Origin of the sequence: Streptomyces sp. NPDC002785, from assembly GCF_040295565.1 — a bacterium.
Classification (GTDB): Bacteria; Actinomycetota; Actinomycetes; order Streptomycetales; family Streptomycetaceae; genus Streptomyces.
Window position 1 is genome coordinate 1 of the sequence record NZ_JBEOVN010000098.1, and the last position, 26,429, is coordinate 26,429.

At 70.6% G+C, this 26,429-nt stretch carries 23 protein-coding genes; 12 read left to right on the forward strand and 11 right to left on the reverse strand.

Features of this window, described 5'->3' with window-relative positions; translation table 11 throughout:
- Window positions 1–141: 141 nt before the first annotated feature.
- Window positions 142–1,485, reverse strand: a complete 1,344-nt coding sequence (locus ABTZ94_RS22085; RefSeq protein ID WP_351202766.1) for a sigma factor-like helix-turn-helix DNA-binding protein — start codon at window positions 1,483–1,485, stop codon at window positions 142–144.
- Between the two features lie 125 nt (window positions 1,486–1,610).
- Here ABTZ94_RS22085 and ABTZ94_RS22090 point away from each other — a divergent pair, with 125 nt between their 5' ends.
- Window positions 1,611–3,263 (forward strand): cell division protein PerM, encoded by a 1,653-nt coding sequence (locus ABTZ94_RS22090; RefSeq protein ID WP_351202786.1) that lies wholly within the window; start codon window positions 1,611–1,613, stop codon window positions 3,261–3,263.
- Between the two features lie 12 nt (window positions 3,264–3,275).
- On the opposite strand, the gene ABTZ94_RS22095 is transcribed toward ABTZ94_RS22090, so the two are convergent.
- Complete coding sequence (locus ABTZ94_RS22095) at window positions 3,276–4,205, reverse strand: hypothetical protein (protein WP_351202767.1); 930 nt, start codon at window positions 4,203–4,205, stop codon at window positions 3,276–3,278.
- Between the two features lie 330 nt (window positions 4,206–4,535).
- On the opposite strand from ABTZ94_RS22095, the gene purN reads away from it, so the two are divergent.
- A complete protein-coding gene (gene purN, locus ABTZ94_RS22100) occupies window positions 4,536–5,192 on the forward strand; it encodes a phosphoribosylglycinamide formyltransferase (RefSeq protein WP_327273415.1) in 657 nt (218 codons plus the stop codon).
- Window positions 5,179–6,732, forward strand: coding sequence for a bifunctional phosphoribosylaminoimidazolecarboxamide formyltransferase/IMP cyclohydrolase (gene purH, locus ABTZ94_RS22105; protein WP_351202768.1), 1,554 nt, complete (start codon window positions 5,179–5,181; stop codon window positions 6,730–6,732). Before purN ends, purH begins: the two co-directional genes overlap by 14 nt.
- Window positions 6,733–6,832: 100 nt before the next feature.
- Here the strand turns inward: purH and ABTZ94_RS22110 are convergent, their stop codons facing one another.
- Entirely contained in the window at window positions 6,833–7,408 is a 576-nt protein-coding gene (locus ABTZ94_RS22110; protein ID WP_351202769.1) for a hypothetical protein, read from the reverse strand.
- 237 nt (window positions 7,409–7,645) lie between these two features.
- Here ABTZ94_RS22110 and ABTZ94_RS22115 point away from each other — a divergent pair, with 237 nt between their 5' ends.
- From ABTZ94_RS22115 to ABTZ94_RS22130, 4 genes are all read left to right on the forward strand, one after another.
- Window positions 7,646–8,509 carry a bifunctional methylenetetrahydrofolate dehydrogenase/methenyltetrahydrofolate cyclohydrolase gene (locus ABTZ94_RS22115; protein ID WP_351202770.1) on the forward strand — a complete coding sequence of 288 codons (864 nt, stop codon included), beginning with the start codon at window positions 7,646–7,648 and terminating at the stop codon, window positions 8,507–8,509.
- Window positions 8,510–8,538: 29 nt separating this feature from the next.
- Window positions 8,539–9,258, forward strand: coding sequence for a DUF3017 domain-containing protein (locus tag ABTZ94_RS22120; RefSeq protein ID WP_351202771.1), 720 nt, complete (start codon window positions 8,539–8,541; stop codon window positions 9,256–9,258).
- A gap of 459 nt (window positions 9,259–9,717) precedes the next feature.
- Window positions 9,718–10,707 (forward strand): malate dehydrogenase, encoded by a 990-nt coding sequence (locus ABTZ94_RS22125; protein ID WP_351202772.1) that lies wholly within the window; start codon window positions 9,718–9,720, stop codon window positions 10,705–10,707.
- Window positions 10,708–10,827: 120 nt separating this feature from the next.
- Window positions 10,828–12,303 carry a B12-binding domain-containing radical SAM protein gene (locus tag ABTZ94_RS22130; protein ID WP_351202773.1) on the forward strand — a complete coding sequence of 492 codons (1,476 nt, stop codon included), beginning with the start codon at window positions 10,828–10,830 and terminating at the stop codon, window positions 12,301–12,303.
- Here ABTZ94_RS22130 and ABTZ94_RS22135 read toward each other — a convergent pair.
- The gene (locus ABTZ94_RS22135) at window positions 12,224–12,961 is read right to left on the reverse strand and encodes an isocitrate lyase/PEP mutase family protein (protein WP_351202774.1); all 738 of its coding nucleotides are present in this window, start codon (window positions 12,959–12,961) and stop codon (window positions 12,224–12,226) included. The genes ABTZ94_RS22130 and ABTZ94_RS22135 overlap by 80 nt on opposite strands.
- Before the next feature lie 38 nt (window positions 12,962–12,999).
- A complete protein-coding gene (locus ABTZ94_RS22140; RefSeq protein WP_351202775.1) occupies window positions 13,000–13,512 on the reverse strand; it encodes a carboxymuconolactone decarboxylase family protein in 513 nt (170 codons plus the stop codon).
- Between the two features lie 47 nt (window positions 13,513–13,559).
- On the opposite strand from ABTZ94_RS22140, the gene pdxR reads away from it, so the two are divergent.
- Complete coding sequence (gene pdxR, locus ABTZ94_RS22145) at window positions 13,560–14,963, forward strand: MocR-like pyridoxine biosynthesis transcription factor PdxR (protein WP_351202776.1); 1,404 nt, start codon at window positions 13,560–13,562, stop codon at window positions 14,961–14,963.
- A 663-nt stretch (window positions 14,964–15,626) separates the two neighbouring features.
- On the opposite strand, the gene ABTZ94_RS22150 is transcribed toward pdxR, so the two are convergent.
- Entirely contained in the window at window positions 15,627–15,797 is a 171-nt protein-coding gene (locus tag ABTZ94_RS22150; RefSeq protein WP_351202777.1) for a hypothetical protein, read from the reverse strand.
- A 31-nt stretch (window positions 15,798–15,828) separates the two neighbouring features.
- Window positions 15,829–17,253: an aminotransferase-like domain-containing protein gene (locus ABTZ94_RS22155; RefSeq protein ID WP_351202778.1), complete on the reverse strand. Its 1,425-nt coding sequence runs from the start codon at window positions 17,251–17,253 to the stop codon at window positions 15,829–15,831.
- A gap of 63 nt (window positions 17,254–17,316) precedes the next feature.
- On the opposite strand from ABTZ94_RS22155, the gene ABTZ94_RS22160 reads away from it, so the two are divergent.
- Entirely contained in the window at window positions 17,317–18,507 is a 1,191-nt protein-coding gene (locus tag ABTZ94_RS22160; protein ID WP_351202779.1) for a trans-sulfuration enzyme family protein, read from the forward strand.
- 404 nt (window positions 18,508–18,911) lie between these two features.
- Here ABTZ94_RS22160 and ABTZ94_RS22165 read toward each other — a convergent pair whose 3' ends face one another.
- Window positions 18,912–19,751 (reverse strand): DMT family protein, encoded by an 840-nt coding sequence (locus tag ABTZ94_RS22165; RefSeq protein ID WP_351202787.1) that lies wholly within the window; start codon window positions 19,749–19,751, stop codon window positions 18,912–18,914.
- Window positions 19,752–19,851: 100 nt separating this feature from the next.
- Window positions 19,852–21,057, reverse strand: a complete 1,206-nt coding sequence (gene rocD, locus ABTZ94_RS22170; protein ID WP_351202780.1) for an ornithine--oxo-acid transaminase — start codon at window positions 21,055–21,057, stop codon at window positions 19,852–19,854.
- Between the two features lie 232 nt (window positions 21,058–21,289).
- Between rocD and trpS the strand changes: the two genes are divergently transcribed.
- Both trpS and ABTZ94_RS22180 read left to right on the forward strand, forming a co-directional pair.
- Window positions 21,290–22,303, forward strand: coding sequence for a tryptophan--tRNA ligase (gene trpS / locus ABTZ94_RS22175; RefSeq protein WP_351202781.1), 1,014 nt, complete (start codon window positions 21,290–21,292; stop codon window positions 22,301–22,303).
- Between the two features lie 112 nt (window positions 22,304–22,415).
- Window positions 22,416–23,006, forward strand: a complete 591-nt coding sequence (locus tag ABTZ94_RS22180) for a 2'-5' RNA ligase family protein (RefSeq protein ID WP_351202782.1) — start codon at window positions 22,416–22,418, stop codon at window positions 23,004–23,006.
- A 50-nt stretch (window positions 23,007–23,056) separates the two neighbouring features.
- Here the strand turns inward: ABTZ94_RS22180 and dprE2 are convergent, their stop codons facing one another.
- Together dprE2 and dprE1 are read right to left on the reverse strand one after the other, a co-directional pair.
- Window positions 23,057–23,857 carry a decaprenylphospho-beta-D-erythro-pentofuranosid-2-ulose 2-reductase gene (gene dprE2 / locus ABTZ94_RS22185; RefSeq protein WP_351202783.1) on the reverse strand — a complete coding sequence of 267 codons (801 nt, stop codon included), beginning with the start codon at window positions 23,855–23,857 and terminating at the stop codon, window positions 23,057–23,059.
- Window positions 23,858–23,944: 87 nt separating this feature from the next.
- Complete coding sequence (gene dprE1 / locus ABTZ94_RS22190) at window positions 23,945–25,294, reverse strand: decaprenylphosphoryl-beta-D-ribose oxidase (protein WP_351202784.1); 1,350 nt, start codon at window positions 25,292–25,294, stop codon at window positions 23,945–23,947.
- Window positions 25,295–25,435: 141 nt separating this feature from the next.
- Here dprE1 and ABTZ94_RS22195 point away from each other — a divergent pair, with 141 nt between their 5' ends.
- Window positions 25,436–26,323 carry a YihY/virulence factor BrkB family protein gene (locus ABTZ94_RS22195; protein WP_351202785.1) on the forward strand — a complete coding sequence of 296 codons (888 nt, stop codon included), beginning with the start codon at window positions 25,436–25,438 and terminating at the stop codon, window positions 26,321–26,323.
- Window positions 26,324–26,429 lie beyond the last annotated feature (106 nt).

Sequence of the window (26,429 nt, forward strand, 5' to 3'; positions counted from 1 at the left end):
GCAGCCGCTGGGCGACGGGCGTACGGCGGTGCTGACCGAGACACCCGGGCTGGGCGCGGGTCTGCTGCGCGGGCCCGTACCCCGGTCAGGGATACGGGCCCGCGCCGTTTCTGTCCGTCCCTTCGCCCGTCTCCCCGCTGGTCAGCCGGCTTCGGGGACCAGCCGGACCGGACCCTGCACGAGTTCGCCCTGGAGCTTCTTCCGCAGCTCCAGGTCCTGCGGCGTCAGCTGCTGCGGCCCGCCTCGTGGCGGAACTCCGACGACCTGCTGAGGGGGTGACTCCGGGGTTTCGTACCGGGCCGGAGCCGTCGTCAGGGTGAAGAGGGTCAGACCGATGAGCAGCACCGTGAAGGAAATGGCCGCTCCGGCCCACAGCTGGGCCTTGCGCTCGCTGTCCGTACGGATCACGTCGGGCGAGGGGAGCGAGGCGGGGGGCTGGGCCTGGGCGAGTGCGGCGAGCTGTTGGTGCAGGAGCGCCGACTGCTCGGTGGGGGACGACGGTTCCGCCGGCTCGGGCAGCCGCTCGGCGACCGCAGCACGTGCGTTCATCAGCCTGTTCGCTGCCGCAGGGGTGCTGGCCTCCGTCTCCGCCGCGGTCTCCGGCAGATCCAGGCCGACACCGTCGTAGAGCAGCAGGGTGCGACGGTACGACGGCGGCAGGTCGAGCAGCGCGTCGAGCAGGGCGCGCGCACCGGGTTCGGCGGGCGGCGGGTCGAGGGGGCGGTGCGTGCGACGCAGCCGGTGCCAGGGCGACATCGCGTTCTCGTACGCGGCGGCCCGTACCCAGCCCGCCGGATCCCGGTCCACCGCGACCTCCGGCCAGCGTTCCCAGGCCCGCGCGAAGGCCCGCGCGACGGACTCCTGGGAGAGGTTCCGGCGCCCGGTCAGTAAAAACGTCTGGCGGAAGAGGGCGGTGGCGCAGCTCTTGTACAAGGCATCGAATGCCTCGGCCGGTGCTTCAGGTGTTGACGGTGCTTCAGGTGCTTCGGATGCGGCACGGGCGGCGGATGAGTTGTCCGTGACTGATGCGCCGGGTGTGTCGGGCAGTTCGGGGGCGGTGCCCGGCTCGGTCGGGCCCATGGCGGTTCTCCCGGTGGCTTCGACGGGGATCGGCGGACGGGACGGCGGTTTCGTGGACGGCGCCGGCTCGGGCAGCCTCGCGACCGTCGCCGGCGTCACCGGGCGGGCTGCCCGTTCGGCGGCGGCCCTCGGCCGTATGTTCGGATCGGTGGACTCGGTCCGGGCGCTCGGCGGCATGGTCTGTGGGCCCGTCCGGCCGCCACTGATCAGCCTGGCGTACGCCTCATGCTTGCGCCCCCGGGGCGCGGCACGTCCCGTCTCCCAGCACCGGACCGTGGCCCGGGTGACGCCCACCATCCTCGCGACCTGCTCCTCACTCAGCGACTTCGCCTCACGCAGCCTGCGTCGCTCCTTGGGGGAGGGGAGCGGATGGACAGTGGCCGCATCGGACGAGCTCTGTGTCATGAAAGACCCCCCGTGGGCCTGCGCTGGGCGAAAAAGTACATAAATGCATATTGGGCGACACAGCGGTCGTTCGCCTGTTACACGGAATAAGCGCGTGTCGTTGGGAGCATGGCCGTGTGACCCAAGTGACCGAACGCAGCCCGTCGTTGTCGGCAGACCAGGGCCGGTCCGCCGTTCTGGCCTTTGCCTTCCTACGTGGGGTGCTTGCGGCCGGGCTGGGGCTGGGAGCACTCGCCGTGCTCGTCACGGTGCTGTGGATCAGCTCCCCGGCTCCGGACAACGGCCCCGCCGGGGCCCTCCATGCGGCGGCCGGGCTCTGGCTGCTCGCCCACGGAGCCGAGCTGATCAGAACCGACACACTCGGTGGAGCCCCCGCCCCGGTCGGCCTCGTCCCGCTGCTGCTCGCCGTGGTGCCGGTGTGGCTGGTGCACCGAGCGGCCAGGGATGCCCTGGAGCCCGACGAGGGGCGCCCGGCGCCCTCGGTGGCGGGCGCGTTCGCCATGGTCAGCGCCGGATATCTGCTGGTCGGAGCCGCTGTCGCGTTCTATGCGCGGAGTGGTTCGCTGTCCGTGTACACACCGTCGTTGCTCTTCCCTTCGGCCGTTGTGGTGACGAGCGCGGCGGCTGCCGGGGCCTGGACGGCATCGGGGCGCCCGACAGCGCCGCCGTCCTGGGCGCCGCCGCGCCTGCACGAGAAGCTGGCGCGTACCCGGTTCAGGGAGCGCGCGGAGACGGTGTGCCGGTCGGCCGCGGCCGGGGTGGCGATGCTGCTCGGTGGCGGGGCGCTGCTCGTCGCGGTGGCGCTGGTGTGGCATGCGCAGGCGGCTCAGCAGTCGTTCGTCCAGCTCTCGGACGATTGGGCGGACCGGGTTCCGGTACTGCTGCTCGCGGTGGCGCTGGTGCCGAATGCGGCGGTGTGGGGCGCCGCGTACGGACTCGGGCCGGGCTTCGCGCTCGGTACGGCGTCCACGGTCACCCCACTCGCCTTCTCGGGGCACCCGGCGCTGCCCGTCTTTCCCTTGCTCGCCGCGGTGCCGGCCCAGGGGCCGGGGACGGTCCTGAACTGGGCGGCCGGGGCGGTGCCGGTCGCGGCCGGGGCGACGGTCGCCTGGTTCACGGCGCGGCGGGCCGCGCCCGCCCACGCCGGACGGGAAAAGGTGTGGAGCCTGCGGGAGACCGCGCTGACGGCCGGGCTGGGGTCGCTGGGGTGCGGGGTCGGCACAGCGGCGCTGGCCGCAGCCGCGGGGGGACCGCTCGGCACCAGGGCACTTGCGGAGTTCGGCCCGGTGTGGTGGCTGACGGGTACGGCGGCCCTGGCGTGGACGGTGCTGCTCGGCGTCCCCGGGGCGCTGCTGCTCCGGGCCTGGCGGCTGCGGGACGGCGACGGGGGACGGTGGGTGCGACGACCAGCGAAGGAGACGGCGGCGGCGGTGTGCACGCCCGCGGCTCAGGCGCCTGCAAAGGGCCCCGGGCAGGTGCCTCGGGAGCCGGGTGGCGGCGGCCGGCGATGGTGGAAGAGGTCCGGGCGCCGGGACGAGGACGAGACGGCCGAGCCGGTGCCCGGTCCGGGAGCCGTTTCCGCACCCGTTTCCGTACCCGTCCGCGTCTCCGCGGGCGTATCTGCTGCGGCGGATTCCCCTGCAACCGGCGGCGCTGCGTCGGTGTCCGCGTCGGACGAGAGGAGCGAGGACTTTGCGCCGTACGACTTCCTGCCGACCGACCCCTGGCACGAACGGACGGCCCGGCCCGGGGAGGCCGGGCCGTCCGTGGATCCGTAAATCCGTGAGGTGTCAGTGCTTGACGCCGAAGAAGGGCTCCAGCGGCTTCGGCAGCAGATCGTTGCAGGCCAGCTGGCCGGACTTGGTCAGGGCGTCGTTCACACAGGTGTAGTAGTCGCGGTAGACGAGCTGCACCGTGAACGTCGTCGCGACGATCGAGAGCGCGAGCAGCGCCGTCACCAGGCCGCTGACCGCAGCCGTGGTCTGCTGCCTGCTGTAGCCCGGAGCGGCGGGGGCGCCGGGCGTGGACGCCGGAACGCGCCCGGAACCGGAACCTTGGAGGGGGCCGGCGGCAGGCGTGCCGGACGCCGCGGCCGAGCCGGGTGCTCCGGCGCCGCCCGGTGCGGACGCGCCCTTCGGCTTCGCCCGGAGCGAGCTGATCGACCAGTACACGGCGAGTGCGCCGAGCAGCAGGGCGATCTCCGGGAAGTCGAAGAGTGCGAAGAAGAAGGCCCACATGCCGCAGAGCAGCGCGTAGCGTGCGCGGCGCTGGGCGGGGTCGGTCGGATCCCAGCGCAGTCCGCCGGGGCTGCCCTCGGGGCCGCCCGGGCCGTTCGGCCCGCCCGGGCCTCCGGGGCGGCCGCCGAAGCCGCCGCTCTGGCGCCCGGGCTGTCGGCTGCTCCACTGGCCGCCCCAGACCGGCCGGTCGTCGGAGGGGCCGCCCTCGGGCGACCCGTCGCCGTTGCCCCGGCCTCCGTTCTCCCGGCCGTTCCCGTTGCCGTTTCCGGAGTTCGAAGGGTGGCGGGGCTGCCAGGGCTGGTCGGGCCGGCCCTCGGGCGGTGCGGCGAACGGGTTGTCGTCCGCGGGGCCGGAAGACCCCGACGAAGCGGAGGAGCCGGAAGAAGAGGAGGGGCCCGTGGCGGACTGGCGCTCCCGCAGCATCAGTGGGGTCCGCTCGGGCAGCGGGTGGTGGAAGGCGGTGCGGCGGCGTCGGTCCGGCATGTGGTGAACGTCTTCCCCATCTCGTCATTTCCGCCCTGCGGACGGTTCCCTGTCCCCTGACGCTACCTCCCGGCCAGGAGGGGCCGAAAGCGGGGAGCGTGGTGCAGGTGGCCGATACCCGTCACCCGGGCCCTCTCGCGCTTCGCCGCCGTCGACCCGCAGTCGCCCTGCGGCCTCTCACCCCCGTCCCGTGGGGGTCCCCCGAGGTGCCGGTATCGTTGCTGACGGTCGACTCGTTCGTAGGGTTCCCCGTATCGAGGGGCTCGATTCTTTCGTACGACCATACAAATCAGCGTTGCTCTGCTTCACCACGCGAGAAAGGGCCCAACAGTGGCCTCCCCGCCCCCCTCCGCCGCACCGGCCCGTCTGGTCGTGCTGGTCTCCGGCTCCGGTACGAACCTTCAAGCCCTGCTCGACGCCATCGGTGACGACCCCGAGGGCTTCGGCGCGCAGGTCGTCGCGGTCGGCGCCGACCGCTCCGGCATCGTCGGTCTGGAACGGGCGGAGCGCGCCGGACTGCCGACCTTCGTGTGCAGGGTCAAGGACCACGCCACCCGCGAGGAGTGGGACGCGGCACTCGCGGCCGCGACGGCCGAGCACCGCCCGGACCTCGTGGTGTCCGCGGGATTCATGAAGATCGTGGGCAAGGAGTTCCTCGCCCGGTTCGGTGGCCGGTTCATCAACACCCACCCCGCCCTGCTCCCCAGCTTTCCCGGTGCCCATGGGGTGCGTGACGCACTCGCGTACGGCGTGAAGGTCACCGGGTGCACCGTCCACTTCGTCGACGACGGCGTCGACACCGGCCCGATCATCGCGCAGGGCGTGGTCGAGGTGGCCGAAGCGGACACGGCGGAGGGCGAAGCCGCTCTCCACGAACGCATCAAGGAAGTCGAGCGAAAGCTGCTCGTCGAGGCCGTGGGGCGGCTCGCCCGTGACGGCTATCGCATTGAGGGACGAAAGGTTCATCTCGGTCATGTCGGTGAATAAGCCCATCCGCCGCGCCCTGGTCAGTGTCTACGACAAGACAGGGCTCGAAGACCTCGCCCGCGGTCTGCACGAGGCGGGTGTCGAGCTCGTCTCCACCGGCTCCACCGCCGGGAAGATCGCCGCTGCCGGGGTGCCGGTCACCAAGGTCGAGGAGCTCACCGGCTTCCCCGAGTGCCTCGACGGCCGCGTCAAGACGCTGCACCCGCGCGTCCACGCCGGCATCCTCGCCGATCTGCGCCTGGACGCCCACCGCGAGCAGCTCGCCGAGCTGGGTGTGGAGCCGTTCGATCTCGTCGTCGTCAACCTGTACCCGTTCAAGGAGACCGTCGCCTCCGGCGCGTCCGCCGACGAGTGCGTGGAGCAGATCGACATCGGTGGCCCGTCCATGGTCCGCGCCGCCGCCAAGAACCACCCGTCCGTCGCCGTCGTCACCAGCCCCGAGCGGTACGCCGACGTCCTCGCCGCGGTCAAGGCGGGCGGCTTCGACCTGACCACCCGCAAGCGCCTGGCCGCCGAGGCGTTCCAGCACACCGCCGCGTACGACGTGGCCGTGGCCTCCTGGTTCGCGGACGGCTACGCCGCCGCCGACGACTCCGGCTTCCCCGACTTCTTCGGTGCGACGTACGAGCGGAAGAACGTCCTGCGGTACGGCGAGAACCCGCACCAGCCTGCCGCGCTCTACACCTCGGGCGCCGGTGGCCTGGCCGAGGCGGAGCAGCTGCACGGCAAGGAGATGTCGTACAACAACTACACGGACACCGACGCCGCGCGCCGGGCCGCGTACGACCACGCCGAGCCGTGCGTCGCGATCATCAAGCACGCCAACCCCTGCGGCATCGCGATCGCCGACGATGTCGCCGAGGCGCACCGCAACGCGCACGCCTGCGACCCGCTGTCCGCCTTCGGCGGTGTCATCGCCGTCAACCGTCCGGTGACCGTCGAGATGGCGGAGCAGGTCGCGGAGATCTTCACCGAGGTCATCGTCGCCCCGGCGTACGAGGACGGCGCGGTCGAGGTCCTGTCCCGCAAGAAGAACATCCGGGTGCTGCGCTGCCCCGAGGCGCCGACCGCCCCGGTCGAGGTCAAGCCGATCGACGGCGGCGCGCTGCTCCAGGTCACCGACCGCCTCCAGGCCGACGGCGACGACCCGGCCAACTGGACCCTCGCCACCGGTGAGGCCCTCTCCGAGGACGAGCTGAAGGAGCTCGCCTTCGCGTGGAAGGCCTGCCGCGCGGTCAAGTCCAACGCGATCCTGCTCGCCAAGGGTGGCGCCTCGGTCGGTGTCGGCATGGGCCAGGTCAACCGGGTCGACTCCGCGAAGCTGGCCGTCGAGCGGGCGGGCGAGGAGCGGGCGCGGGGCGCGTACGCCGCCTCCGACGCGTTCTTCCCGTTCCCGGACGGGCTGGAGATCCTGACCGCGGCCGGCGTCAAGGCCGTGGCCCAGCCGGGCGGTTCGGTCCGTGACGAGCTGGTTGTCGAGGCTGCGAAGAAGGCGGGCGTGACGATGTACTTCACGGGTACGCGGCACTTCTTCCACTGACCGGCAGAACGACCGAAGGCCGTACTCCCGCGCACGTGCGGGGTACGGCCTTCGTGTGGTTCCGGTGCCGCGACGGCGGGCCGGTGGGCCCGCGGCCGGATCAGTACTGCGGCTGCTGCTGGCGGTTGAACCAGGCGCTGCCGTCGGCCCGCGCGACGAAGACGATGATCAGCACGGCGAGAACCGTGTGGACGAGGCCGAAGATGACGAACGGGTAGATACCGAGAATCGCGGTGATCGCACCGAAGACGATCGCCGTGATGCGGATGCCGTTGGTCCCCTTGCCGAACTTCGCGGCGAGGAACACGGCAAGTACACCCCACAGCACTGCGAAGACCACGATGCCCCACAGGGCATTGCCGGAGTAGTCGGCAAGCTGCTGGAACTGAACGTCGTCCTTGAGCTTGGCGTCGTTCTTGGCGGCGTTCACGGCCGCGGCGGCGATCGCGAAGATGACCGCGCCGATGACCTGCAGGCCGGTGATCACGTAGAGCATGACGCGGGCGGCCTTCACGCCGCCGGGCATCTCGGTGGGCACGCCGGGGAAGCCGTATCCGCCCTGCATGGGCGGGGCCGCGGGGTAGCCGCCCTGCGGGGACTGCTGCGGGTAGCCGTACCCCGGCTGCCCACCCTGCTGCTGCTGGCCGTAGGGGTTGTTCGGGTCGCCGAAGCTCATGGCGAATTTCCTCCGTTGCAAAAAGTGCGGGGACGACGCGGCCCGAGCGGAGGAAGCATGCGCAATTAGTACGGTCTGTCCCCCCGGCACTGTCCGCGGTACTGCGCGGCTCATCGTTGTCTTGACTTCGACTATTTGTCCAGTCGATTGCCGAATGCGTTGTGTAAGCGCAACCTGGTGGCCATGGCCGGCACCCAGAATTGGTATGCGGGTGGGGTCATCCGCGAGTATGGGGGCATGACTGCCCAGATTCTCGATGGCAAGGCCACCGCAGCCGCGATCAAGTCCGATCTCACCGTCCGCGTGGCGGCCCTCAAGGCGCAGGGCATCACCCCTGGCCTGGGAACCCTGCTCGTCGGGGACGACCCGGGCAGCCGGTGGTACGTGAACGGCAAGCACCGTGACTGCGCACAGGTCGGCATCGGTTCCATTCAGCGCGAACTCCCCGACACCGCCACCCAGGAGGAGATCGAGGACGTCGTACGGGAGCTCAATGCCAACCCTGAGTGCACGGGTTACATCGTGCAGCTTCCCCTTCCCAAGGGGATCGACACCAACCGCGTCCTGGAACTGATGGATCCGGCCAAGGACGCCGACGGCCTCCACCCGATGAACCTCGGCCGGCTCGTACTGAACGAGGCGGGTCCGCTGCCCTGCACCCCGCAGGGCGTCGTTCAGCTGCTCCGTCACCACGACGTGGAGATCAACGGGGCACACGTCGTGGTCGTCGGCCGCGGTGTCACCATCGGCCGCTCGATCCCGCTGCTGCTGACCCGTAAGTCCGAGAACGCCACCGTCACCCAGTGCCACACCGGTACGCGTGACCTCTCCGCCCAGCTCAAGCAGGCCGACATCATCGTCGCCGCCGCCGGAGTGCCGCACATCATCAAGCCCGAGGACGTGAAGCCGGGCGCGGCCGTGCTCGACGTCGGCGTCAGCCGGGACGAGAACGGCAAGATCGTCGGGGATGTCCACCCGGGCGTGGCCGAGGTCGCCGCCTGGATCTCCCCGAACCCGGGCGGTGTCGGCCCGATGACCCGCGCCCAGCTGCTCGTCAACGTGGTCGAGGCGGCCGAGCGCAACGCAGCCGACGCAGTCTGAGCCGGCCGACCCGATCCGGAAGGAGCCCCATGGGTGCTGGTACGAGTCCGGCCGACCCGGCCGCCGAGGCGGACCGGACGTCACCGGTGCCGTCGGACGCGGACGTCTCCGGTGCGGGTGCGGCGGATGAGGCTGCGCCGGATCGGGCGGCGCCCGGTGAGGCAGCTGCGCCCCGCGACGCTGCGCCCCGTGAGGACACTGCTCGCGAGGGGACAGTCGTTCGCGCCGATGCGGACGCCGGTGAGGACACCGGCGACGCGGACCTGGGCGAGGACAGCCGCCCGGAGGCTGCCGCTGCTGCCACCGGTCCCGGCAGCAGCGCCCCGGCGGGCGCCCCGCACAGGGGTCCGCGTCCGTCGCGGAGGTTCCCGTCGTTCACCCGGGACACCGCGCGCCCCGAGGGCGGCGGACGGGCCGCGTCCGGGGACGCACCCGCCCCGGCCCGGCAGTGGCCGCTGCTCGCCGTGCTCTGCGCGGCCGGGATCGGGCTGCTGATCGTGGCCGTCGCCCCCTTCGCCGAGGCCTTCAGGATCGGCACGATGCTGATCGGTGTGGCCCTCATCGGGGGCGCCGTGCTGCGGGCCGTGGTTCCGTCGGTGGGCATGCTGGCGGTCCGTTCCCGCTTCACCGATCTGGTGACGTACGGGATGCTCGGCTTCCTCATCGTGATGCTCGCGCTGGTGGCGCAGCCCAAGCCGTGGCTGGACATTCCGTTCCTGGAGGACGCGGTCCACTTCACGATCCGCTGAGAACGTCCGTACGACTGTGCGGCTCAAGGGCGGTGTCCGTCCCCTCCCCCGAGGAGGGACGGACACCGAGACGGGGGCCACCGGAACGCAGGCGCTCCGGAATGTGGTGACTTGAGCGGCCTTGCCCCCGTCCTGACTTTCAGCCTCGTGGACGGCGAAGGCCGGTACAAGAGCAGCCTGTGGCCTGTGGCACGGAAGTGACCATTCCGCCACGGTGTGATCAGCATGCAACGGTGGCGCGGGGGCGTGCGCGGGTGCGACCGACCGCCTCCCGGGTGAGCGGATACGGCCGGGTGAGCGCTGCGTGACGGGTTGTGTGCGGTGCCACAGGGGGCCGGGCGGTCCGGAGGTTCCGGGTCGGATAGCCTGACCGCTGGATATCTCTTCACATCAAGATTCAGGGATGTCCAGCACCAGGGGCAGGGACCCCCCACCGCCAGCTGTCTAACGGAGATCGCCATGACCCGCACTCCCGTGAATGTCACCGTGACCGGCGCAGCCGGCCAGATCGGCTACGCGCTGCTCTTCCGCATCGCCTCCGGCCACCTGCTCGGCCCGGACGTGCCGGTCAACCTGCGCCTCCTGGAGATCCCGCAGGGGCTGAAGGCCGCCGAGGGCACCGCGATGGAGCTCGACGACTGCGCCTTCCCGCTGCTGCGCAACATCGAGATCACCGACGACGCCAATGTCGGTTTCGCCGGTGCCAACGTCGCGCTGCTGGTCGGCGCCCGCCCGCGTACGAAGGGCATGGAGCGCGGCGACCTGCTCTCCGCCAATGGCGGCATCTTCAAGCCGCAGGGCAAGGCCATCAACGACAACGCCGCGGACGACATCAAGGTCCTCGTCGTCGGCAACCCGGCCAACACCAACGCGCTCATCGCGCAGGCCGCCGCCCCGGACGTCCCGGCCGAGCGCTTCACCGCGATGACCCGCCTCGACCACAACCGCGCGATCTCGCAGCTGGCCGCCAAGACCGGTGCCGCCGTCTCCGACATCAAGAAGCTGACGATCTGGGGCAACCACTCGGCGACCCAGTACCCGGACGTCTTCCACGCGGAGATCGCCGGCAAGAACGCCGCCGAGCTCGTCAACGACGAGGCGTGGCTGGCCGACACCTTCATCCCGACCGTCGCCAAGCGCGGCGCCGCGATCATCGAGGCCCGTGGCGCGTCCTCGGCCGCCTCGGCCGCCAACGCCGCCATCGACCACGTCCACACCTGGGTCAACGGCACCGCCGCCGGTGACTGGACCTCCATGGGTATCCCGTCGGACGGCTCCTACGGCGTGCCCGAGGGCATCATCTCGTCCTTCCCGGTCACCACGAAGGACGGCAAGTACGAGATCGTCCAGGGCCTGGACATCAACGAGTTCTCCCGTACGCGCATCGACGCGTCGGTGCAGGAGCTCATCGAGGAGCGCGACGCGGTTCGCGAGCTCGGCCTGATCTGATCCGTACGCCCTTCGAGGCGTACACCACCGCCCCCGGCAGCAGCTGCTGCCGGGGGCGGCTGCGTCAGCACATCGCCGTGACCGGGAACTGACCGCACTACTTCCCGAGTCTGGGCTGTCATGCGCGTGACGATGATCCTTCCGGCCCTGACCGAGGCGACCAGCCCGCTGTTCCGGCCCATCAAGTACTCGCTCTTCCCGCCGCTCGGCCTGGCGACCCTCGCCGGCTACCTGGACCCGGACGACGAGGTGACGCTCCTCGACGAGCATGTCGAGCGGGTCGACATCGAGGCGCTCGACAGCCCCGATCTGCTGGTCGTCCAGCCATACATCACCTCCGCCCGGCGCGGCTACGAGATAGCCGACCACTTCCGCGCCCGGGGCGTCCACGTCGCCATGGGCGGCCTCCATGCGACCTCGCTCCCGGACGAGGCCGCGGCACACGCCGACACGATCTTCACCGGGCCGGGGGAGGACACCTGGCCGCTGTTTCTGAAGGAGTTCCGGGACGGTGTGCCGGGCAGAAGATATGACTCCAAGCTGCGCACCCTGGCCGGGCTGCCGCCCGTGCGACGGGACCTGATCAAGCGCCATCTGTATCTGGTGCCCAACTCGATCGTTGTCTCGCGTGGCTGCCCGCACCACTGCGACTTCTGCTACAAGGATGCGTTTTTCGAGGGCGGCAAGTCCTTCTACACCCAGGCCGTGGACGACGCCCTCGCCGAGATCGAGCGGCTGCCCGGCAAACATCTGTACTTCCTCGACGACCATCTGCTCGGCAACCGGCGCTTCGCCGAGGCGCTCTTCGACGGGATGGCCGGAATGGGGCGGCTCTGGCAGGCGGCCGGCACCGTGAAGTCCGTACTCCGGCCCGATCTGCTGGAGCGGGCCGTGGACGCGGGGCTGCGCAGCCTGTTCGTCGGCTTCGAGACCGTCAACAGCGCGAACCTCGCCGAACGCCGCAAGGACCAGAACATCGGCAAGGACTACGCGGCCGCCGTCCGCCGGCTCCACGACGCCGGAGTCATGGTCAACGCCAGCTTCGTCTTCGGGCTCGACCACGACGGCCCGGACGTCTTCGACCGTACGGTGGAGTGGGCCGTCGAGCAGGGCATCGAGACGGCCACCTTCCACATCATGACGCCTTACCCGTCCACCGGTCTGTGGAAGCAGATGGAGGCCGAGGACCGGATCGTCCACCGGGACTGGGACCTCTACGACACCCGCCATGTCGTCTACCGCCCGAAGGGAATGACCGCGCGTCAGCTGGAGGACGGCTACTGGCGCGCGTACCGGGACTTCTACCGGTGGTCCAACATCTGGCGCGGCGCGTCCGCCCAGCCGGGCACGCACGAGCGGCTGCGGCATCTGGCGTACGCGGGTGGCTGGAAGAAGTTCGAACCTGCCTGGGACGCCGTGATCCGCTCCCGTAACGTGGTGCGGGCCATGCCGATGCTGGAACGGACCCTGGCGGCCTTCGGCGGAGACAGGCGTGACCGTGCGCGACCCGGGGCGCCTAAGGGCTGTCCCGCAGCTCGTCGGCGATCTCGCGTAGGGCCGCCATGGCCCGGCGCTGCAGCCCGGGGCCGAAAGTGATCCGGGTGGCGCCCATCTCCCCCAGTCGGCGCGGGGTCGGGCCGTCCGGCCGGGCAAGGGCGTTGAGCGGGGCCGGGACGGCGGCGGCCAGCCGGGGCAGGGCCTCGGACGGGGCCGCGATCGGGTAGACACAGTCCGCGCCCGCCGCCACGTACAGCAGGGCGCGGCGAACGGTCTCCGCCTCCTGGTCCGTGCCGTCGGGGACTCCGTGGACGTATGTGTCGATGCGGGCGTTGACGAAGAGCCGGTCGCCCGCGACCGTCCGCACCTCAGCCAGCCTGTCCGCCTGCCGCTGGGCGTCGACGAGGGTGCCGTCGGTGGAGTCCTCCAGATTGCAGCCGACGGCTCCGGTGTCGAGGAGGCGTTCCACGAGTTCTTTCGACGCCAGCCCGTAACCCGCCTCGATGTCCGCCGAGACGGGGACGGCGGCCGGGACGGCGCGCACGATCCTGGCCACGGCCGCGAACATCTCGGCGGCGGGCGTCGCCCCGTCCTCGTAACCGAGCGAGGCCGCGATCCCGGCGCTGGGTGTGGCGAGCGCCGGGAAGCCCGCATCGGCGAAGACACGGGCGCTCGCCGCATCCCACGGGCCGGGGAGGACCAGGGGGTCGCCGGGGGCGCGGTCGTGGTGCAGGGCACGGAGGACGGATGCGGTCATCGCGGGGCTCCCGGGGGTGGTCCGACGAAGGGGCGGGGTCAGTGCTTGATGTCGCCCGGCTTGTAGTGTCCGGGGACCATGCGGGTGGTCACGGCGAACCGGTTCCAGGCGTTGATCGTCGTGATCGCGGCAACGAGGTGGGCGAGTTCTGTCTCGTCGAAGTGCTTGGCCGCCTTTTCCCACACCTCGTCCGGCACGAAACCCTCGGTCAGCACGGTCACTGCCTCGGTCAGCTCGATGGCCGCGATCTCCTTGGGCGTGAAGAAGTGCTGCGACTCCTCCCATGCGCTGAGCTGGACGATCCGCTCGATGGACTCGCCCGCCGCGAGTGCGTCCTTGGTGTGCATGTCGAGACAGAACGCGCAGTGGTTGAGCTGCGAGGATCGGATCTTCACCAGCTCCCCGATGACCGGGTCGAGGCCCCTGCGGGATGCCGCGTCCAGCCGGACCATGGCCTTGTACACATCGGGGGCGAGCTCGGCCCAGCGCATACGAGGGGTGTGCTCGGGGTTGAGTCCGGAGGTCGGGTGGTTGTGCTCGTTCGTCGTCATGGGTACGACGTTACGGCGTGGGTGGCGCAGCGATATGGTCCATTTCCATGATGGATTCCTGGGCCACTTTCGGTGCCGACCTGCATCTGGAGACGACGGGTGCGACGGGGCTGCGGGCCGGGCTCATGGACGCCCTGCGCGAGGCCGTACGGACGGGGCGGCTGGCGCCCGGCACCCGGTTGCCGTCCTCTCGCAGCCTCGCCATCGACCTCGGCATCGCCCGGAACACCGTTGCCGACGCGTACGCGGAGCTGGTCGCCGAGGGGTGGCTCACCGCCCGGCAGGGTTCGGGGACCAGGGTGGCGCAGCGGGCCGAGCCGCGCAGGACGGCCACCCGGGCGACACGCTCGCGGCCGGAGCGCTCCCGGCCCGCCCACAACCTGCTGCCCGGGTCGCCCGACCTCTCGACGTTCCCACGCGCCGACTGGCTCAAGGCGGCCCGGCGCGCCTTGACCGCCGCACCCAACGACGCCTTCGGGTACGGCGATCCGCGCGGGCGCGTCGAGCTGCGCACCGTGCTCGCCGACTATCTGGCCCGCGCCCGCGGTGTGTACGCGGAGCCGGAGCGGATCGTGATCTGCGCCGGTTTCGTGCACGCGCTGCAGCTGATGGGGACGGTGCTGCGCAAGCGGCGGGTGCGGGAGGTGGCCGTCGAATCGTACGGACTGGACGTGCACTGGAAGCTGCTCGCGGACGCCGGACTGCGCATGCCCTGTCTGCCGGTCGACGGACTCGGGGCCAGGACCGGTGAGCTGGCCGGGCTGCGCGGTGTGGGCGCGGTCCTGATGACGCCCGCGCACCAGTTCCCGACGGGGGTGCCGCTCCATCCCGACCGGCGGGCCGCGGCGGTCGACTGGGCGCGCGGTGCGGGCGGGCTGATCCTGGAGGACGACTACGACGGGGAGTTCCGCTACGACCGGCAGCCGGTCGGTGCGCTCCAGGGCCTCGATCCCGAACGCGTCGTGCACCTGGGGACGACGAGCAAGTCGCTGGCGCCGGGGCTGCGGCTGGGGTGGATGGTGCTGCCGGAGAACCTGGTGGGGGAGGTGACCGAGGCCAAGGGGCTGAGCGACTGGTCGTCGAGTGCGCTGGAACAGCTGACGCTCGCGGAGTTCATCGAATCGGGTGCGTACGACCGTCATGTGCGCTCGATGCGGTTGCGTTACCGCCACCGTCGCGACCAGCTCGTCGCGGTACTGGCGGAACGGGCCCCCGATGTCCGGATCAGCGGTATCGCCGCCGGACTGCATGCCGTGCTCGAACTCCCGGAGGGCAGCGAGCCATCGGTGATGCGGGCGGCCGCGTGGCAGGGGCTGGCACTGGAGGGGATCTCGCGCTTCCGGCACCCGCAGGCGCCGCCGGGGCGCGACGCGCTGGTCATCGGCTATGGGACACCGACCGACAGCGCCTGGACGGGCGCACTGGACGCGCTGGTCCGAGTCCTCTCGTGAGGCCGTGAACGCGAATGCCCTGTCCGTGCGCCACGGGGCAGCACACGGACAGGGCACCACTGTCAGCGCCGGACGTCCCCTGAGGTGTCTCGCGCACGCAAGTCGGCCAGGCATCGTTGGTACAGAGGGCCGGCCGCGGGCGCCGGGCGACCAGCCGCCCGCGCGGTCAAGAGCACCTCTCCGGCCAGCACCCTCGTGAAATCGGATATACCTCATGAGGCGCACCAACAGCGGCGATACCGCCTGATAGTCATGGGGCCTGTCTCACTGATCCCGCCGGTGCGCATGGCTCGCAAGAAAGACACGCACCGGCCTGCCGGAACGAGGTATGCCCATGAGGTTGCTCCGCCGTGCCATCGGACGGTCCGCCGCCGTCCTCGCCACCGCGCTGGCCACCGCGCTCGCCCTGACCCCGCTCAGTGGCACCGCCGCCGCGGCCCCGGCGGCCTCCGTCGGACCCCGACGTCGGTGCTCCACAAGGCGACGTAGGGAACCATGAACGGCGGGGGTTCTTCCATCTGCGCTGCCCTTTCTGCGTTTGTTCGGCGCGCGCGGCTCCGCTGATTGAACGCGCGTCCGGTCATGCCTTCCTGAGCCGCGCTCACTACGAGCCCAGGCCCGGCACACCGGACAGGTGGGACTGGCAGGGCGACGTGCCGTAGCTCACCGGATCCGGGTCGTGGTCAGCGTCCGTTGACGGCCCGACCCGGCCAGCACCTCCACGACCAGGCCCGTCTCCACCCGTGCGTACGGCTCGCCCCCGGCCTGCCGCTTCCCGGCCACCGCCGCGCCGCCCAGAGCCTCACCGACCCGTACAGCAAGGACAGACTCCAAGAGGCACCCGCAAGATGAGTGCCGCGCCTCGTCAGACCACGATGAAGGAGCGGAGGGGGCCCTGGCCGTGGCCGGACTCGAACGCGGACCAGGTTTCGCCGAGCCGGTCAACCGCGATCCGCAGGGCCGCCGGTTCGTTCACGAAGGACAGGCGGAGGTGATCGGCGAAGCCGCCGTCGGGCGAGGTTCTGGCGCCGGGAAGTACCTGAACTCCGTACCTGAGCGCGAGTTGGGCGAAAGACTCACCGTCGCCGTACGGGAGCCGCACCCACAGGAAGGGACCGCCCGAAGGGCGGGTCCACGACCATGTCGGCAACCGTGACCGCAACAGTTCGCTCATCAGGTCCAGGCGTGCGGTCAGTTGCCCCCGCCGTGCCGTGGCCATGTCCTCGGACACCGGCAGGAGACGAGAGGCCAACTGCTGGCCGACGTGTGAGGACCCGAGGTCTGCCACGACCTTCAGGCGGGCGAGCCTGGTCATCAGCGCTCTGGGCGCCCGCAGCCAGCCGATCCGCAGGCCGGGCCAGAAAAGCTTGCTCAAGGATCCGATGGTGACACCGGAAGCGGCATTCGGCAGCGGGTGCCAGCGTCCTTCGAAGACCAGGTCGGCGAGGGTCGTGTCGTCGACGACCGGGACGCCGGCGTGCTCGGCGAGCCGGGCGATCTCGGTGCGCCGCTGGGTGCTCATGACCGTACCGGTGGGGTTCTGACAGGTCGTCATCACGTACAGCAGCGAGATGGAGGAACGGGCGAGCGTCTCGCGCAACGGGCGTACTTTGATGCCTTCGGCGTCGGTGGGCAGTGCGAGGAGTGTCGCCCCTGCGGCGTGGGCGGCGTCGAGGGCGCCGGCGTAGCTGGGGTTCTCGGTGACGATGACGCCGCCGTTGCGGCCGAACAGGGCGAAGAGCAGGCTGATCGCCTGCTGTGCTCCGCTGGTGACGAGTACTTCGTCGGCCGTGGTCGGCATCCCGAGCCGGGTGTAGCGGTCGGCGATCTGGGCCCGCAGGGAGGGAAGGCCGAGCGGCTGGTAACCGAAGTCGGTGGTCAGCTCGCGCAGGTCGGTGGTGTCCGCTGTCAGGCGGGGGACCGCTTCAGGGCCGGTGACGACGGATCCGGACAGGTCCACCACACCGGCTGCCGGCTCGCCCGTCAGTTTGGCCGACGGCATGGTCGCGGCAGGGACCGCGGGACCGATCAAGCGGCCGGAGGCGACGACCCGGGTGCCGCTGCCGCGTTCGCTTTCCAGCAGGCCCTCCTCACGCAGAAGCCGGTAGGCGCCGATCACGGTGGTCCGGCTGATGCCCAACGACCGCGCGAGGTCGCGCTCGGAAGGCAACTTGGAACCGGCGCCGAACTCACCCCGGCGCACGGCGCCACGAAGGCCCTCGGCCAGTCGTTGGTAGAGCGGTCCAGACGAGCCGCTGACCAGACCGGCTGACAGGAGTGAGGCATTCATGCAGTCCAATCCTGCCCTGATTGGATATTGGAATCAATGCCAATCAACCAGCATGCTCTCGCCATGGACTCTTTCCTGGCCTTTGAGACTCTCCTTGCGCACGCCGACGCCGATCCGGAAGAACTGAGCGTCGCGCCCCCCATCCAGCAGGCAGTGAACTATGCGGCTCCCACGGCGGAGGACTTCGACGCACTCAACGAGCAGTCCCAGCCTCAGCGCTACTACCGGCGCTACGGCAATCCGACGCAGGCCCGGCTGGAGCGTGTGGTCGCGGCCGCGGAGGGTGCTGAGGCAGCCCTGGCCACGGCGTCCGGCATGGGGGCGATCACAACAACTCTGGTCGCCCTGCTGTCCCAGGGCGACCATGTCGTCGCCCAGCACAGCATGTACGGCGGCACACTGAGTCTGCTGCGAGATGTCGCACCCCGCTTCGGTGTCGAGGTGACCTTCGTGGACCAGACCGACACCGATGCCTTCGCCCGGGCCCTCACGCCGGACACCAAGCTGATCATGCTGGAGACGCCCAGCAATCCGCTGCTCCGGCTGACCGATGTGGAAGCGGTCACCGCGCTGGCCCGCGCCCGGGGCATCCTCACCTTCGCCGACAACACCGTGGCGACCCCCTTCAACCAAAGGCCCCTGGAGCAGGGCGTGGACCTCGTCATGCACAGCGTCACCAAGGCCATATCGGGGCATGCGGACGTGCAGGCCGGAATCGTGCTCGGGAACGGTGAGCTGATCGAACGGCTCTGGAAAGCGCACACCATGGTGGGCTCGGTGATCAGCCCGTTCGACGCCTGGCTCGCGCTGCGCGGCCTGCGGACACTGTCGTTGCGGGCGGGGCGGCAGAATCAGTGCGCACAGGCCGTCGCGGAGTACCTGGCCGGTCACCCCGCGGTACGAACGGTGAACTACCCCGGGCTCCTCGGCCATCCCCAGCACGACCTCGCGAAGCGGCAGATGCGGGGTTTCGGCGGACTGCTGAGCTTCGAGCTCCGTGGTGGCCGGCCGGCGGCCGAGCAGCTCATCTCGGCGCTGCGCCTTCCGGTGCGTTCCCCCAGCCTGGGCGGCACCCGCTCGACACTGGTGCGGCCCGCCGCCATGTGGTCGAACGAACTGACCGAGGAGGAACTCGCCGAGGCCGGAGTTCCGGGCGGCCTGATCCGGTTCGCCGTCGGCCTCGAACACGAAGCGGACCTGATCGCCGATCTCGGTCAGGGGCTCGCCTCGTCGGCCTCGGAGAGCGTCGGATGACGGCGGGTTCGCGAGCGGTGATCCCTGGCGCGGAACGGGCCGAGGTCAAGGACTCGATGCCGGCATGAGATCCGTGGGACGCCGCGTGACCGCCTGCGTCCCGCAGGCAGGGCCCAAACCCGAACCCACGTACAAGGCCGTCGCCGCCGAGCGCGACCCCGGCCAAAGAGCCTGAATCGCCGCAACCGACCACCCATCACTGGGGGCACTCCCGGACCAGCCGCACCGAAGAGGAGGTCACCCAGGCCGGCGCCGTCCTCGTCCGGCTCGCCCCGCTACGCGTCCCGCTCGTGTGCGGTCCGGGCCGGCCGGGCAGGGCCTGGGCCTCGGTGGGGGGTACAGGAATACGGTCCGGGCCGTCCGCCCGGCGCGGTTCGCGCCGGTTGCGGACGGTGCGGGCGGGCTCAGACCGGTTCGGGGGTGTCCTGCGGCGCCTCGCCGAACCGGGCCAGGGCCAGCGCTCCCGCCACCGCCACCACGAAACCGGCGACCGCCAGCCAGCCCAGGCCCTCGCGGGTACGGTCCCCGAGCCAGATGACGCCCACCAGCGCCGGGCCGATCGTCTCGCCGAGCACCATGCCGGCCGTCGCCGTCGTCACCGAACCGCGCTGCAGCGCCGACGTGAGCAGCAGGAACGCCGAACCGCCACCCAGCAACAGGGCGTACACGGCCGGGTTGGTGAGCAGCGCCGACGGGGACATGTCGTTGATCAGCCGGACCGTGACCTCCACCACCCCGAAACCGCACCCCGCGCCCAGCCCCAGGACCAGAGCCCGCGGCTGCTCCGGGAGTCGTCCGGCCGCCGTGCCGATCAGCAGAATGCCGAGGGAGATCCCCAGCATCCACCAGGCCAGGGCCGCCGGACCGGTCCCGTGGCCCTCGCCGCCGGAGGCGAGGGCCAGTATGCCCAGGCCCGCGCAGACGACACCGACCGCCGTCCATTCGACCGCACTCAGTCGCACTTCGAGGAGCCGGGCGGCGACCACGGCGGTCACCGCGAGGCTCGCGGCAAGGGCGGCGCCCACCGCGTAGATCGGCAGGGATCGCAGGGCGATGATCTGGAGGACGAAACCACAGCCGTCGAGGGCGAGTCCGGCTGTGTAGCGCCACTGGCGCAGGGCGCGCAGCAGCAGTGCCGGATCGACCCCCGCGTCCGACCCCGGCTCGGCGGCGGCCCGCGAGGCGACGGCCTGCAGGACGGAGGCCGTACCGAAACAGACGGCGGCGCCGAGCGCGCAGATCATCCCGAAGAACACGAAGGGACTCTACTTGCGGACGTTCGGTGCACCCGCTTTCGGCCGCAGCCGCCCAGCCTCGCGACGCCGCTCCCGACCGATGCGGGACTCAGCCGCGCAGGACACCGCGGAGCTGCTCCAGCCCCCAGTCCAGGTCCTCCTTGCTGATCACGAGCGGCGGGGCGATCCGGATCGTCGAGCCATGGGTGTCCTTGACCAGCACCCCGCGGTCCATCAGCTTCACGGAGATCTCCCGGCCGGTGCCGTGGCGCGGGGCGATGTCGACGCCCGCCCACAGCCCGCGGCCCCGCACCTCTTCCACCGCGCCCCCGCCCACCAGCAGCCCCAGCTCCTGGTGGAGGTGTTCGCCCAACTCGGTGGCCCTCTGCTGGAATTCGCCGGTACGGAGCATCGCGATGACTTCCAGCCCGACCGCACAGGCAAGAGGATTCCCGCCGAACGTCGAACCGTGCTCACCGGGCCGGTACACCCCGAGCACATCCTTTGACGAGACCACCGCCGACACCGGCACCACACCACCGCCCAGCGCCTTGCCGAGCACGTACATGTCCGGCACGACTCCCTCGTGCTCACAGGCGAAGGTCTTGCCCGTCCGGCCCAGGCCCGACTGGATCTCGTCCGCGATGAACAGCACATTCCGCTCACGGGTGAGTTCACGCACCCGGGGGAGATAGCCGGGCGGCGGCACCAGCACCCCGGCCTCGCCCTGGATCGGCTCCAGCAGCACCGCCACGGTGTTCTCGGTCATCGCCTCCGCGAGCGCGGTCAGATCCCCGTACGGAACGATCTCGAACCCCGGCGTGTACGGACCGAAGTCCTCCCGTGCCTCCTGGTCCGTGGAGAAGCTGATGATCGTCGTCGTCCGGCCGTGGAAGTTGTTCGCGGCGACGATGATCTTCGCCATGCCGTCCGGGACGCCCTTCACCCGGTAGCCCCACTTGCGGGCGGTCTTCACCGCGGTCTCCACGGCCTCCGCCCCGGTGTTCATCGGCAGCACCGTTTCCATGCCGCACAACTCGGCGAGCTGCGTACAGAAATCGGCGAACCGGTCGTGGTAGAAGGCGCGCGAGGTGAGGGTCACCCGCTCCAGCTGTGCCTTGGCCGCGTCGAGCAGGCGCCGGTTGCCGTGCCCGAAGTTGAGCGCCGAATATCCGGCGAGCATGTCGAGGTAGCGCCGGCCCTCGACATCGGTCATCCAGGCTCCGTCCGCCGAAGCGACGACGACGGGCAGCGGATGGTAGTTGTGCGCGCTGTGCGCCTCGGCGGAGGCGATGGCAGTTTCCGTGGTCGACACGGGATCTCCGTTCGTCGTGCGGCGTGGGCGGAGGGTGGTGCCCACTTTGTATCGTCGGTCGCAACCCTGCCGAGGAAACCTTCGATTCACGGCGCGCCCGTCCACTGCCCGCAGCCGTCCCGCCGGCCCCGACTGTGCTCCTCGTCTCATTCGCGGCGCCGCGCGTCCTGCGTCCGTGTACCTTCCGCACCGGCTGCCGGAGATCGGTTCCGTACCTGAGACAATGGGTTTCATGGCCTCTGAACGCCCCCGCGTGCTCTCCGGAATCCAGCCCACCGCAGGCTCGTTCCACCTCGGCAACTACCTCGGTGCGGTCCGCCAGTGGGTGGCGCTGCAGGAATCCCATGACGCCTTCTACATGGTCGTGGACCTGCATGCGATCACCATTCCGCAGGACCCCGCGGAGCTGCGCGCGAACACCCGGCTCGCCGTCGCCCAGCTCCTCGCCGCCGGTCTCGACCCGGAGCGCTGCACGCTCTTCGTCCAGAGCCATGTTCCCGAGCATGCCCAGCTCGGCTGGATCATGAATTGCCTCACCGGCTTCGGTGAGGCGTCCCGCATGACGCAGTTCAAGGACAAGTCCGCCAAGCAGGGCGCCGACCGCACCACGGTCGGTCTCTTCACGTACCCGATGCTGATGGTTGCCGACATCCTGCTGTACCAGGCCGACCAGGTCCCGGTCGGCGAGGACCAGCGCCAGCACCTGGAGCTGACCCGTAACCTCGCCGAGCGGTTCAACGGCAGCTACGGCGACACATTCACCGTGCCGGACCCGTACATCCTCAAGGAGACGGCGAAGATCTACGACCTTCAGGACCCGTCGTCGAAGATGAGCAAGTCGGCGGCCACCCCGAAGGGCCTGATCAACCTCCTCGACGAGCCGAAGGCCACCGCCAAGAAGGTCAAGAGCGCGGTCACCGACACCGACACGGTCATCCGCTTCGACCGGGCCGAGAAGCCCGGGGTCAGTAACCTGCTGACCATCTACTCCACGCTGACCGACACCGGTATCGCGGACCTGGAGCAGAAGTACGAGGGCAAGGGCTACGGTGCGCTCAAGACCGACCTTGCCGAGGTCATGGTCGAGTTCGTCACACCGTTCCGCACCCGCACCCAGGAATACCTGGACGACCCGGAAACGCTGGACTCGATCCTGGCCAAGGGCGCGGAGAAGGCCCGCTCCGTCGCGGCCGAGACCCTGGCGCGGACGTACGACCGGATGGGTTTTCTGCCCGCGAAGCACTGAGTCCAAGGACCCTGGCGGTTTCGCAGCCGCAGGCGTCACACTGGCGATGGGAAGTTGACCCGGTGGATGGCCGAAAACCGGCCATCCACCATCGAGGATTGAGGAGAACGACGTGGGGACCGTAACGCTCGGCGTTTCGATCGCGGTCCCGGAGCCCTACGGCAGCCTGCTCCAGGAGCGGCGCGCGAGCTTCGGGGATCCTGCCGCGTACGGCATTCCCACCCACGTCACCCTTCTCCCACCGACCGAGGCCGAGGCGGCCGACCTGCCCGCGATCGAGGCGCATCTCGCGCAGATCGCCGCAGGCAGCCGTCCCTTTCCGATGCGGCTGGCCGGCACGGGGACCTTCCGTCCCCTCTCGCCGGTCGTCTTCGTCCAGATCGTCGAGGGGGCCTCGGCCTGCTCGTGGCTGCAGAAGCGGGTCAGGGACACCTCCGGGCCGCTGGTGCGCGAGCTCCAGTTCCCGTACCACCCGCATGTGACGGTGGCGCACGACATCGCCGAGCAGGCGATGGACCGGGCGTACGAGGAGCTCTCCGGCTACGAGGCCGCCTGGACCTGCGATTCCTTCGCGCTGTACGAACAGGGCCCGGACAGCGTCTGGCGCAAGATCAACGAGTTCCCGTTCGGCGCGGGGGGCGGCGCGCCCGCCGTGCCCGCGCAGGGCGGCTCCTCCATGGACGAGCCCTCCCTCCGCCCCTGAGCGGCCCCGGCGGACCCTCTTCGCTCCTCCATTGCCCCGGCTCCTGAGGATCAGACCGGCAGGCGCCGGAAAAGCGGGCGCGGCACATGCCGCAGTGCCGACATCACCACACGCAGCGACCCCGGCACCCACACCGTCTCCGAACGCCGCCGCAGACCCGTCACGATCGCCGCCGCGACCGCATCCGGAGTCGTCGCGAGAGGCGATGCCTCCAGCGGTGCAGCGGCGAACTGTGCCGCGATGAGCCGCGGCGTCGCGGGTCGGGCCGCCGCCCCCGGCCGTACGACGCCGGGGCGTACGACCATCACATGCACCCCCGTGCCGTGCAGCGCGTCCCCCAGTCCCTGGGTGAACGCGTCCAGGCCCGCCTTGCTGGACCCGTAGATGAAGTCGGCACGGCGGACACGTTCGCCGGCCACCGAGGACAGCACCACCAGCGAGCCGTGCCCCTGCGCCTGGAGCGCTCCGGCGCACACCAGCCCGGCGGAGACGGCCCCCGTGTAGTTCGTCCGGGCGACCCGGACCGCGGAGAGCGGCTCCTCCTCGTCACGTTCCTGGTCGCCCGCGATACCGAAGGCGAGGAGCACCATGTCGATGTCGCCCTCGGTGAAGACCTTGCCGAGGGCGGTCTCGTGGGACTCGGAGTCGAGGGCGTCGAAGTCGACCGTACGGACGTCGGCGCCGCGTGTGCGCAGTTCGGCGGCGGCCGAGTCGAGGGCGGGGGACGGGCGGCCGGCGAGCCAGACCGTGCGGGTCCGGCGGGCGATCAGCCGGCGTGCGGTGGCGAGAGCGATCTGAGACGTGCCGCCGAGAACGAGCAGGGACTGCGGGGCACCGAAGGCGTCCTTCACGGAAACACTCCTTGCGGACGAGGGGAGGAGGGGGAGGAGAGGGAGGAGGGGGACGAGGGAGGGCGAGAGGGCGGAAGGCCGCAGCGGTCAGAGCGACAGGCGGCGCGACAGGTCCGAGCGGAACGCCCCGCTCGGGTCCAGCTCGGCGCGCAGCGAACGGAATTCGGCCAGCCGTGGATACATCGCGGCCAGCATCTGAGGCCGCAGCCGGGAGTCCTTCGCCAGGCACACCCGGCCGTCGGCCTCCGCCACCTCCTCGTCCAGCGAGTCCAGGAACTCGGCCAGGCCCGGCAGCGCGGTGGGCAGATCGAGGGCGAGCGCCCAGCCGGGCATCGGGAACGACAGCCAGCCCGGGTCGCCTTCGCCGAACCGTTTGAGCACGGCGAGGAACGACGGGCAGCGCCGCCGGGAGATCCGGTGCACGATCCGGCGCAGCGCCTCCTCCTGTCCGTGCCCGACGACGAACTGGTACCGCACGGATCCGCCGCGGCCATGGATCCGGTTCCAGTGCGGCAGACCGTCCAGGGGGTGGAAGAACGTGGACAGCTTCTGCAGCTCGCCGATGCGATACCTGGGGGCGCTGCGGTAACGGAGCTCGTTGAAGAGCGCGACGGAGGTACGGCCGAGCAGCCCTTCCGGTACGAGAGCGGGTGCGACCGGCAGCTGTCCCGGGCGGAACATGAGCGGTGTGCGCCGGGCGCGCGCGGGGAGCGCGTACCGGGGAACGTGTTCCCCGCGGGTGAGCACGGAACGCCCCGTCGCCCGGCCGCGGGCGAGGAGATCGATCCAGGCAGCCGAATAGCGGTAGCGGTGGTCTCCGGCGGAGAGCCTGGCCAGCAGGTCGTCCAGGTCGACGGTCCGTTCGGTGTCCACCGACATCCAGGAGCTGGTGACACGGTGGCAGCGGAGTGTGGCGGAGAGGATCACACCCGTCAGGCCCAGGCCGCCCGCGGTCGCGTCGAAGAGATCGGTGCCGGGCCGGACGGTACGGATCGCGCCCTCGGCGGTCAGCAGCTTCAGCTCCTGGACGTGCCGCGAGAAGGAGCCGGAGAAGTGATGGTTGCGACCGTGGACGTCGGCGCCGATCGCGCCGCCCACGGTGACGTAGCGGGTGGCCGGTGTGACGGGTACGAACCAGCCGAGCGGCAGCAGGACTTCCATCAGCCGGTGCAGGCTGATCCCGGCGTCGCAGACCACCAGGCCGGTCCCGGCGTCGACGGTGCGGATCCGGTTCAGCGCGGTCATGTCGAGGACGGAGCCGCCCGCGTTCTGTGCGGCGTCGCCGTGGGCCCGGCCGAGGCCCCGGGCGATGGAGCCGCGGGGTCCGCAGCCGCGTACCGTCGCCGCCGCCTCCTCGTACGTACGGGGACAAAAGCGCACGGCGGTCGTCGGGGCGGTACGGCCCCAGCCGCTCAGGGACACGGTGTCGACAGACATGGCTGTGACCGTATCGCCCGACAAAACCCTTTCGAGGGATTTGTTACAACACTCACCGATATGGGTGATTGAAGATGTGTCAGCCCTTACGGCAGTGAAGGGGATTCCGGTTTTCCGTGCCCGGGAGGGTAGTCGTACGTCATGGACTGGCTGAAAAACCTCCCTGTCATCGGGCCGATCGTCTCCCGGCTGATGGCGACACACACCTGGCGTTCGTACGAAACGCTGGAACGGGTCCACTGGGCCAGGCTCGCCGCCGCGATCACCTTCATCAGCTTCCTGGCGCTCTTCCCGCTGATCGCGGTCGGTGCGGCGATCGGTGCCGCGCTGCTCTCCACCGAGCAGGTCCACAAGATCGAGAACAAGATCGCCGAGCAGGTGCCGGGCATCTCCGACCAGCTCGGCATCAGCAGTCTGGTGGCCAACGCGGGCACGGTCGGGCTGGTCGCGGGTGCGCTGCTGCTCTTCACAGGTGTCGGCTGGATCGGCGCGATGCGGGGCTGTCTGCGCGCCGTGTGGGGCATGGACGACATGGACCTGGGCAATCCGGTCATCCGCAAACTCAAGGACGTCGGGCTGCTCCTCGGTCTGGGCGGGGCGGCGCTCGCGACTCTCGCCGTCTCCTCGGCCGGCTCCGTCGCCGTCGGCTGGACCGCCGGTCTGCTGGGCGTCTCGGACCGCGGCGCGGGCGGTGTGGTGCTGCAGGTGGCCGCCATGGTCGTGGCGGCACTCGCCGACTTCCTGCTGCTGCTCTATCTGCTGACGCTGCTGCCCGGCGTCGAGCCGCCGCGGCGCAGGCTGCTGGTCGCCGCGGTGATCGGCGCGGTCGGCTTCGAACTGCTCAAGCTGCTGCTCGGCGGCTATATGAGGGGCGTCGCGTCGAAGAGCATGTACGGCGCCTTCGGGGTGCCGGTCGCGCTGCTGCTGTGGATCAACCTCACGGCAAGGCTGCTGCTGTTCTGCGCCGCCTGGACGGCGACGCAGAACAGCAAGGACACCCAGAAGGACTCCCGACCTCCCCCACGATAGGGAGCGGGCTTCCGACGCCCTGCGACTCCGCTTGCGGCGTTGTCGTCAGTCAGCGACGCTCTTTCCCCGAGCTCTCGGCTTCGCTCGACCAGGGGAGACCCCATCC

Excerpts from the sequence above, each read along its gene's own strand:
- ABTZ94_RS22130 (WP_351202773.1), top strand. The coding sequence starts at position 10,828 with ATGCGCGTGACGATGATCCTTCCGGCCCTGACCGAGGCGACCAGCCCG.
- trpS (WP_351202781.1), top strand. The coding sequence starts at position 21,290 with ATGGCCTCTGAACGCCCCCGCGTGCTCTCCGGAATCCAGCCCACCGCA.
- dprE1 (WP_351202784.1), bottom strand. The coding sequence starts at position 25,294 with ATGTCTGTCGACACCGTGTCCCTGAGCGGCTGGGGCCGTACCGCCCCG.
- ABTZ94_RS22195 (WP_351202785.1), top strand. The coding sequence starts at position 25,436 with ATGGACTGGCTGAAAAACCTCCCTGTCATCGGGCCGATCGTCTCCCGG.
- purH (WP_351202768.1), top strand. The coding sequence starts at position 5,179 with ATGTCGGTGAATAAGCCCATCCGCCGCGCCCTGGTCAGTGTCTACGAC.
- ABTZ94_RS22125 (WP_351202772.1), top strand. The coding sequence starts at position 9,718 with ATGACCCGCACTCCCGTGAATGTCACCGTGACCGGCGCAGCCGGCCAG.
- ABTZ94_RS22135 (WP_351202774.1), bottom strand. The coding sequence starts at position 12,961 with ATGACCGCATCCGTCCTCCGTGCCCTGCACCACGACCGCGCCCCCGGC.
- ABTZ94_RS22110 (WP_351202769.1), bottom strand. The coding sequence starts at position 7,408 with ATGAGCTTCGGCGACCCGAACAACCCCTACGGCCAGCAGCAGCAGGGT.
- ABTZ94_RS22140 (WP_351202775.1), bottom strand. The coding sequence starts at position 13,512 with ATGACGACGAACGAGCACAACCACCCGACCTCCGGACTCAACCCCGAG.
- ABTZ94_RS22115 (WP_351202770.1), top strand. The coding sequence starts at position 7,646 with ATGACTGCCCAGATTCTCGATGGCAAGGCCACCGCAGCCGCGATCAAG.
- ABTZ94_RS22155 (WP_351202778.1), bottom strand. The coding sequence starts at position 17,253 with ATGAATGCCTCACTCCTGTCAGCCGGTCTGGTCAGCGGCTCGTCTGGA.
- ABTZ94_RS22095 (WP_351202767.1), bottom strand. The coding sequence starts at position 4,205 with ATGCCGGACCGACGCCGCCGCACCGCCTTCCACCACCCGCTGCCCGAG.
- ABTZ94_RS22120 (WP_351202771.1), top strand. The coding sequence starts at position 8,539 with ATGGGTGCTGGTACGAGTCCGGCCGACCCGGCCGCCGAGGCGGACCGG.
- ABTZ94_RS22160 (WP_351202779.1), top strand. The coding sequence starts at position 17,317 with ATGGACTCTTTCCTGGCCTTTGAGACTCTCCTTGCGCACGCCGACGCC.
- pdxR (WP_351202776.1), top strand. The coding sequence starts at position 13,560 with ATGATGGATTCCTGGGCCACTTTCGGTGCCGACCTGCATCTGGAGACG.
- ABTZ94_RS22165 (WP_351202787.1), bottom strand. The coding sequence starts at position 19,751 with ATGATCTGCGCGCTCGGCGCCGCCGTCTGTTTCGGTACGGCCTCCGTC.
- ABTZ94_RS22085 (WP_351202766.1), bottom strand. The coding sequence starts at position 1,485 with ATGACACAGAGCTCGTCCGATGCGGCCACTGTCCATCCGCTCCCCTCC.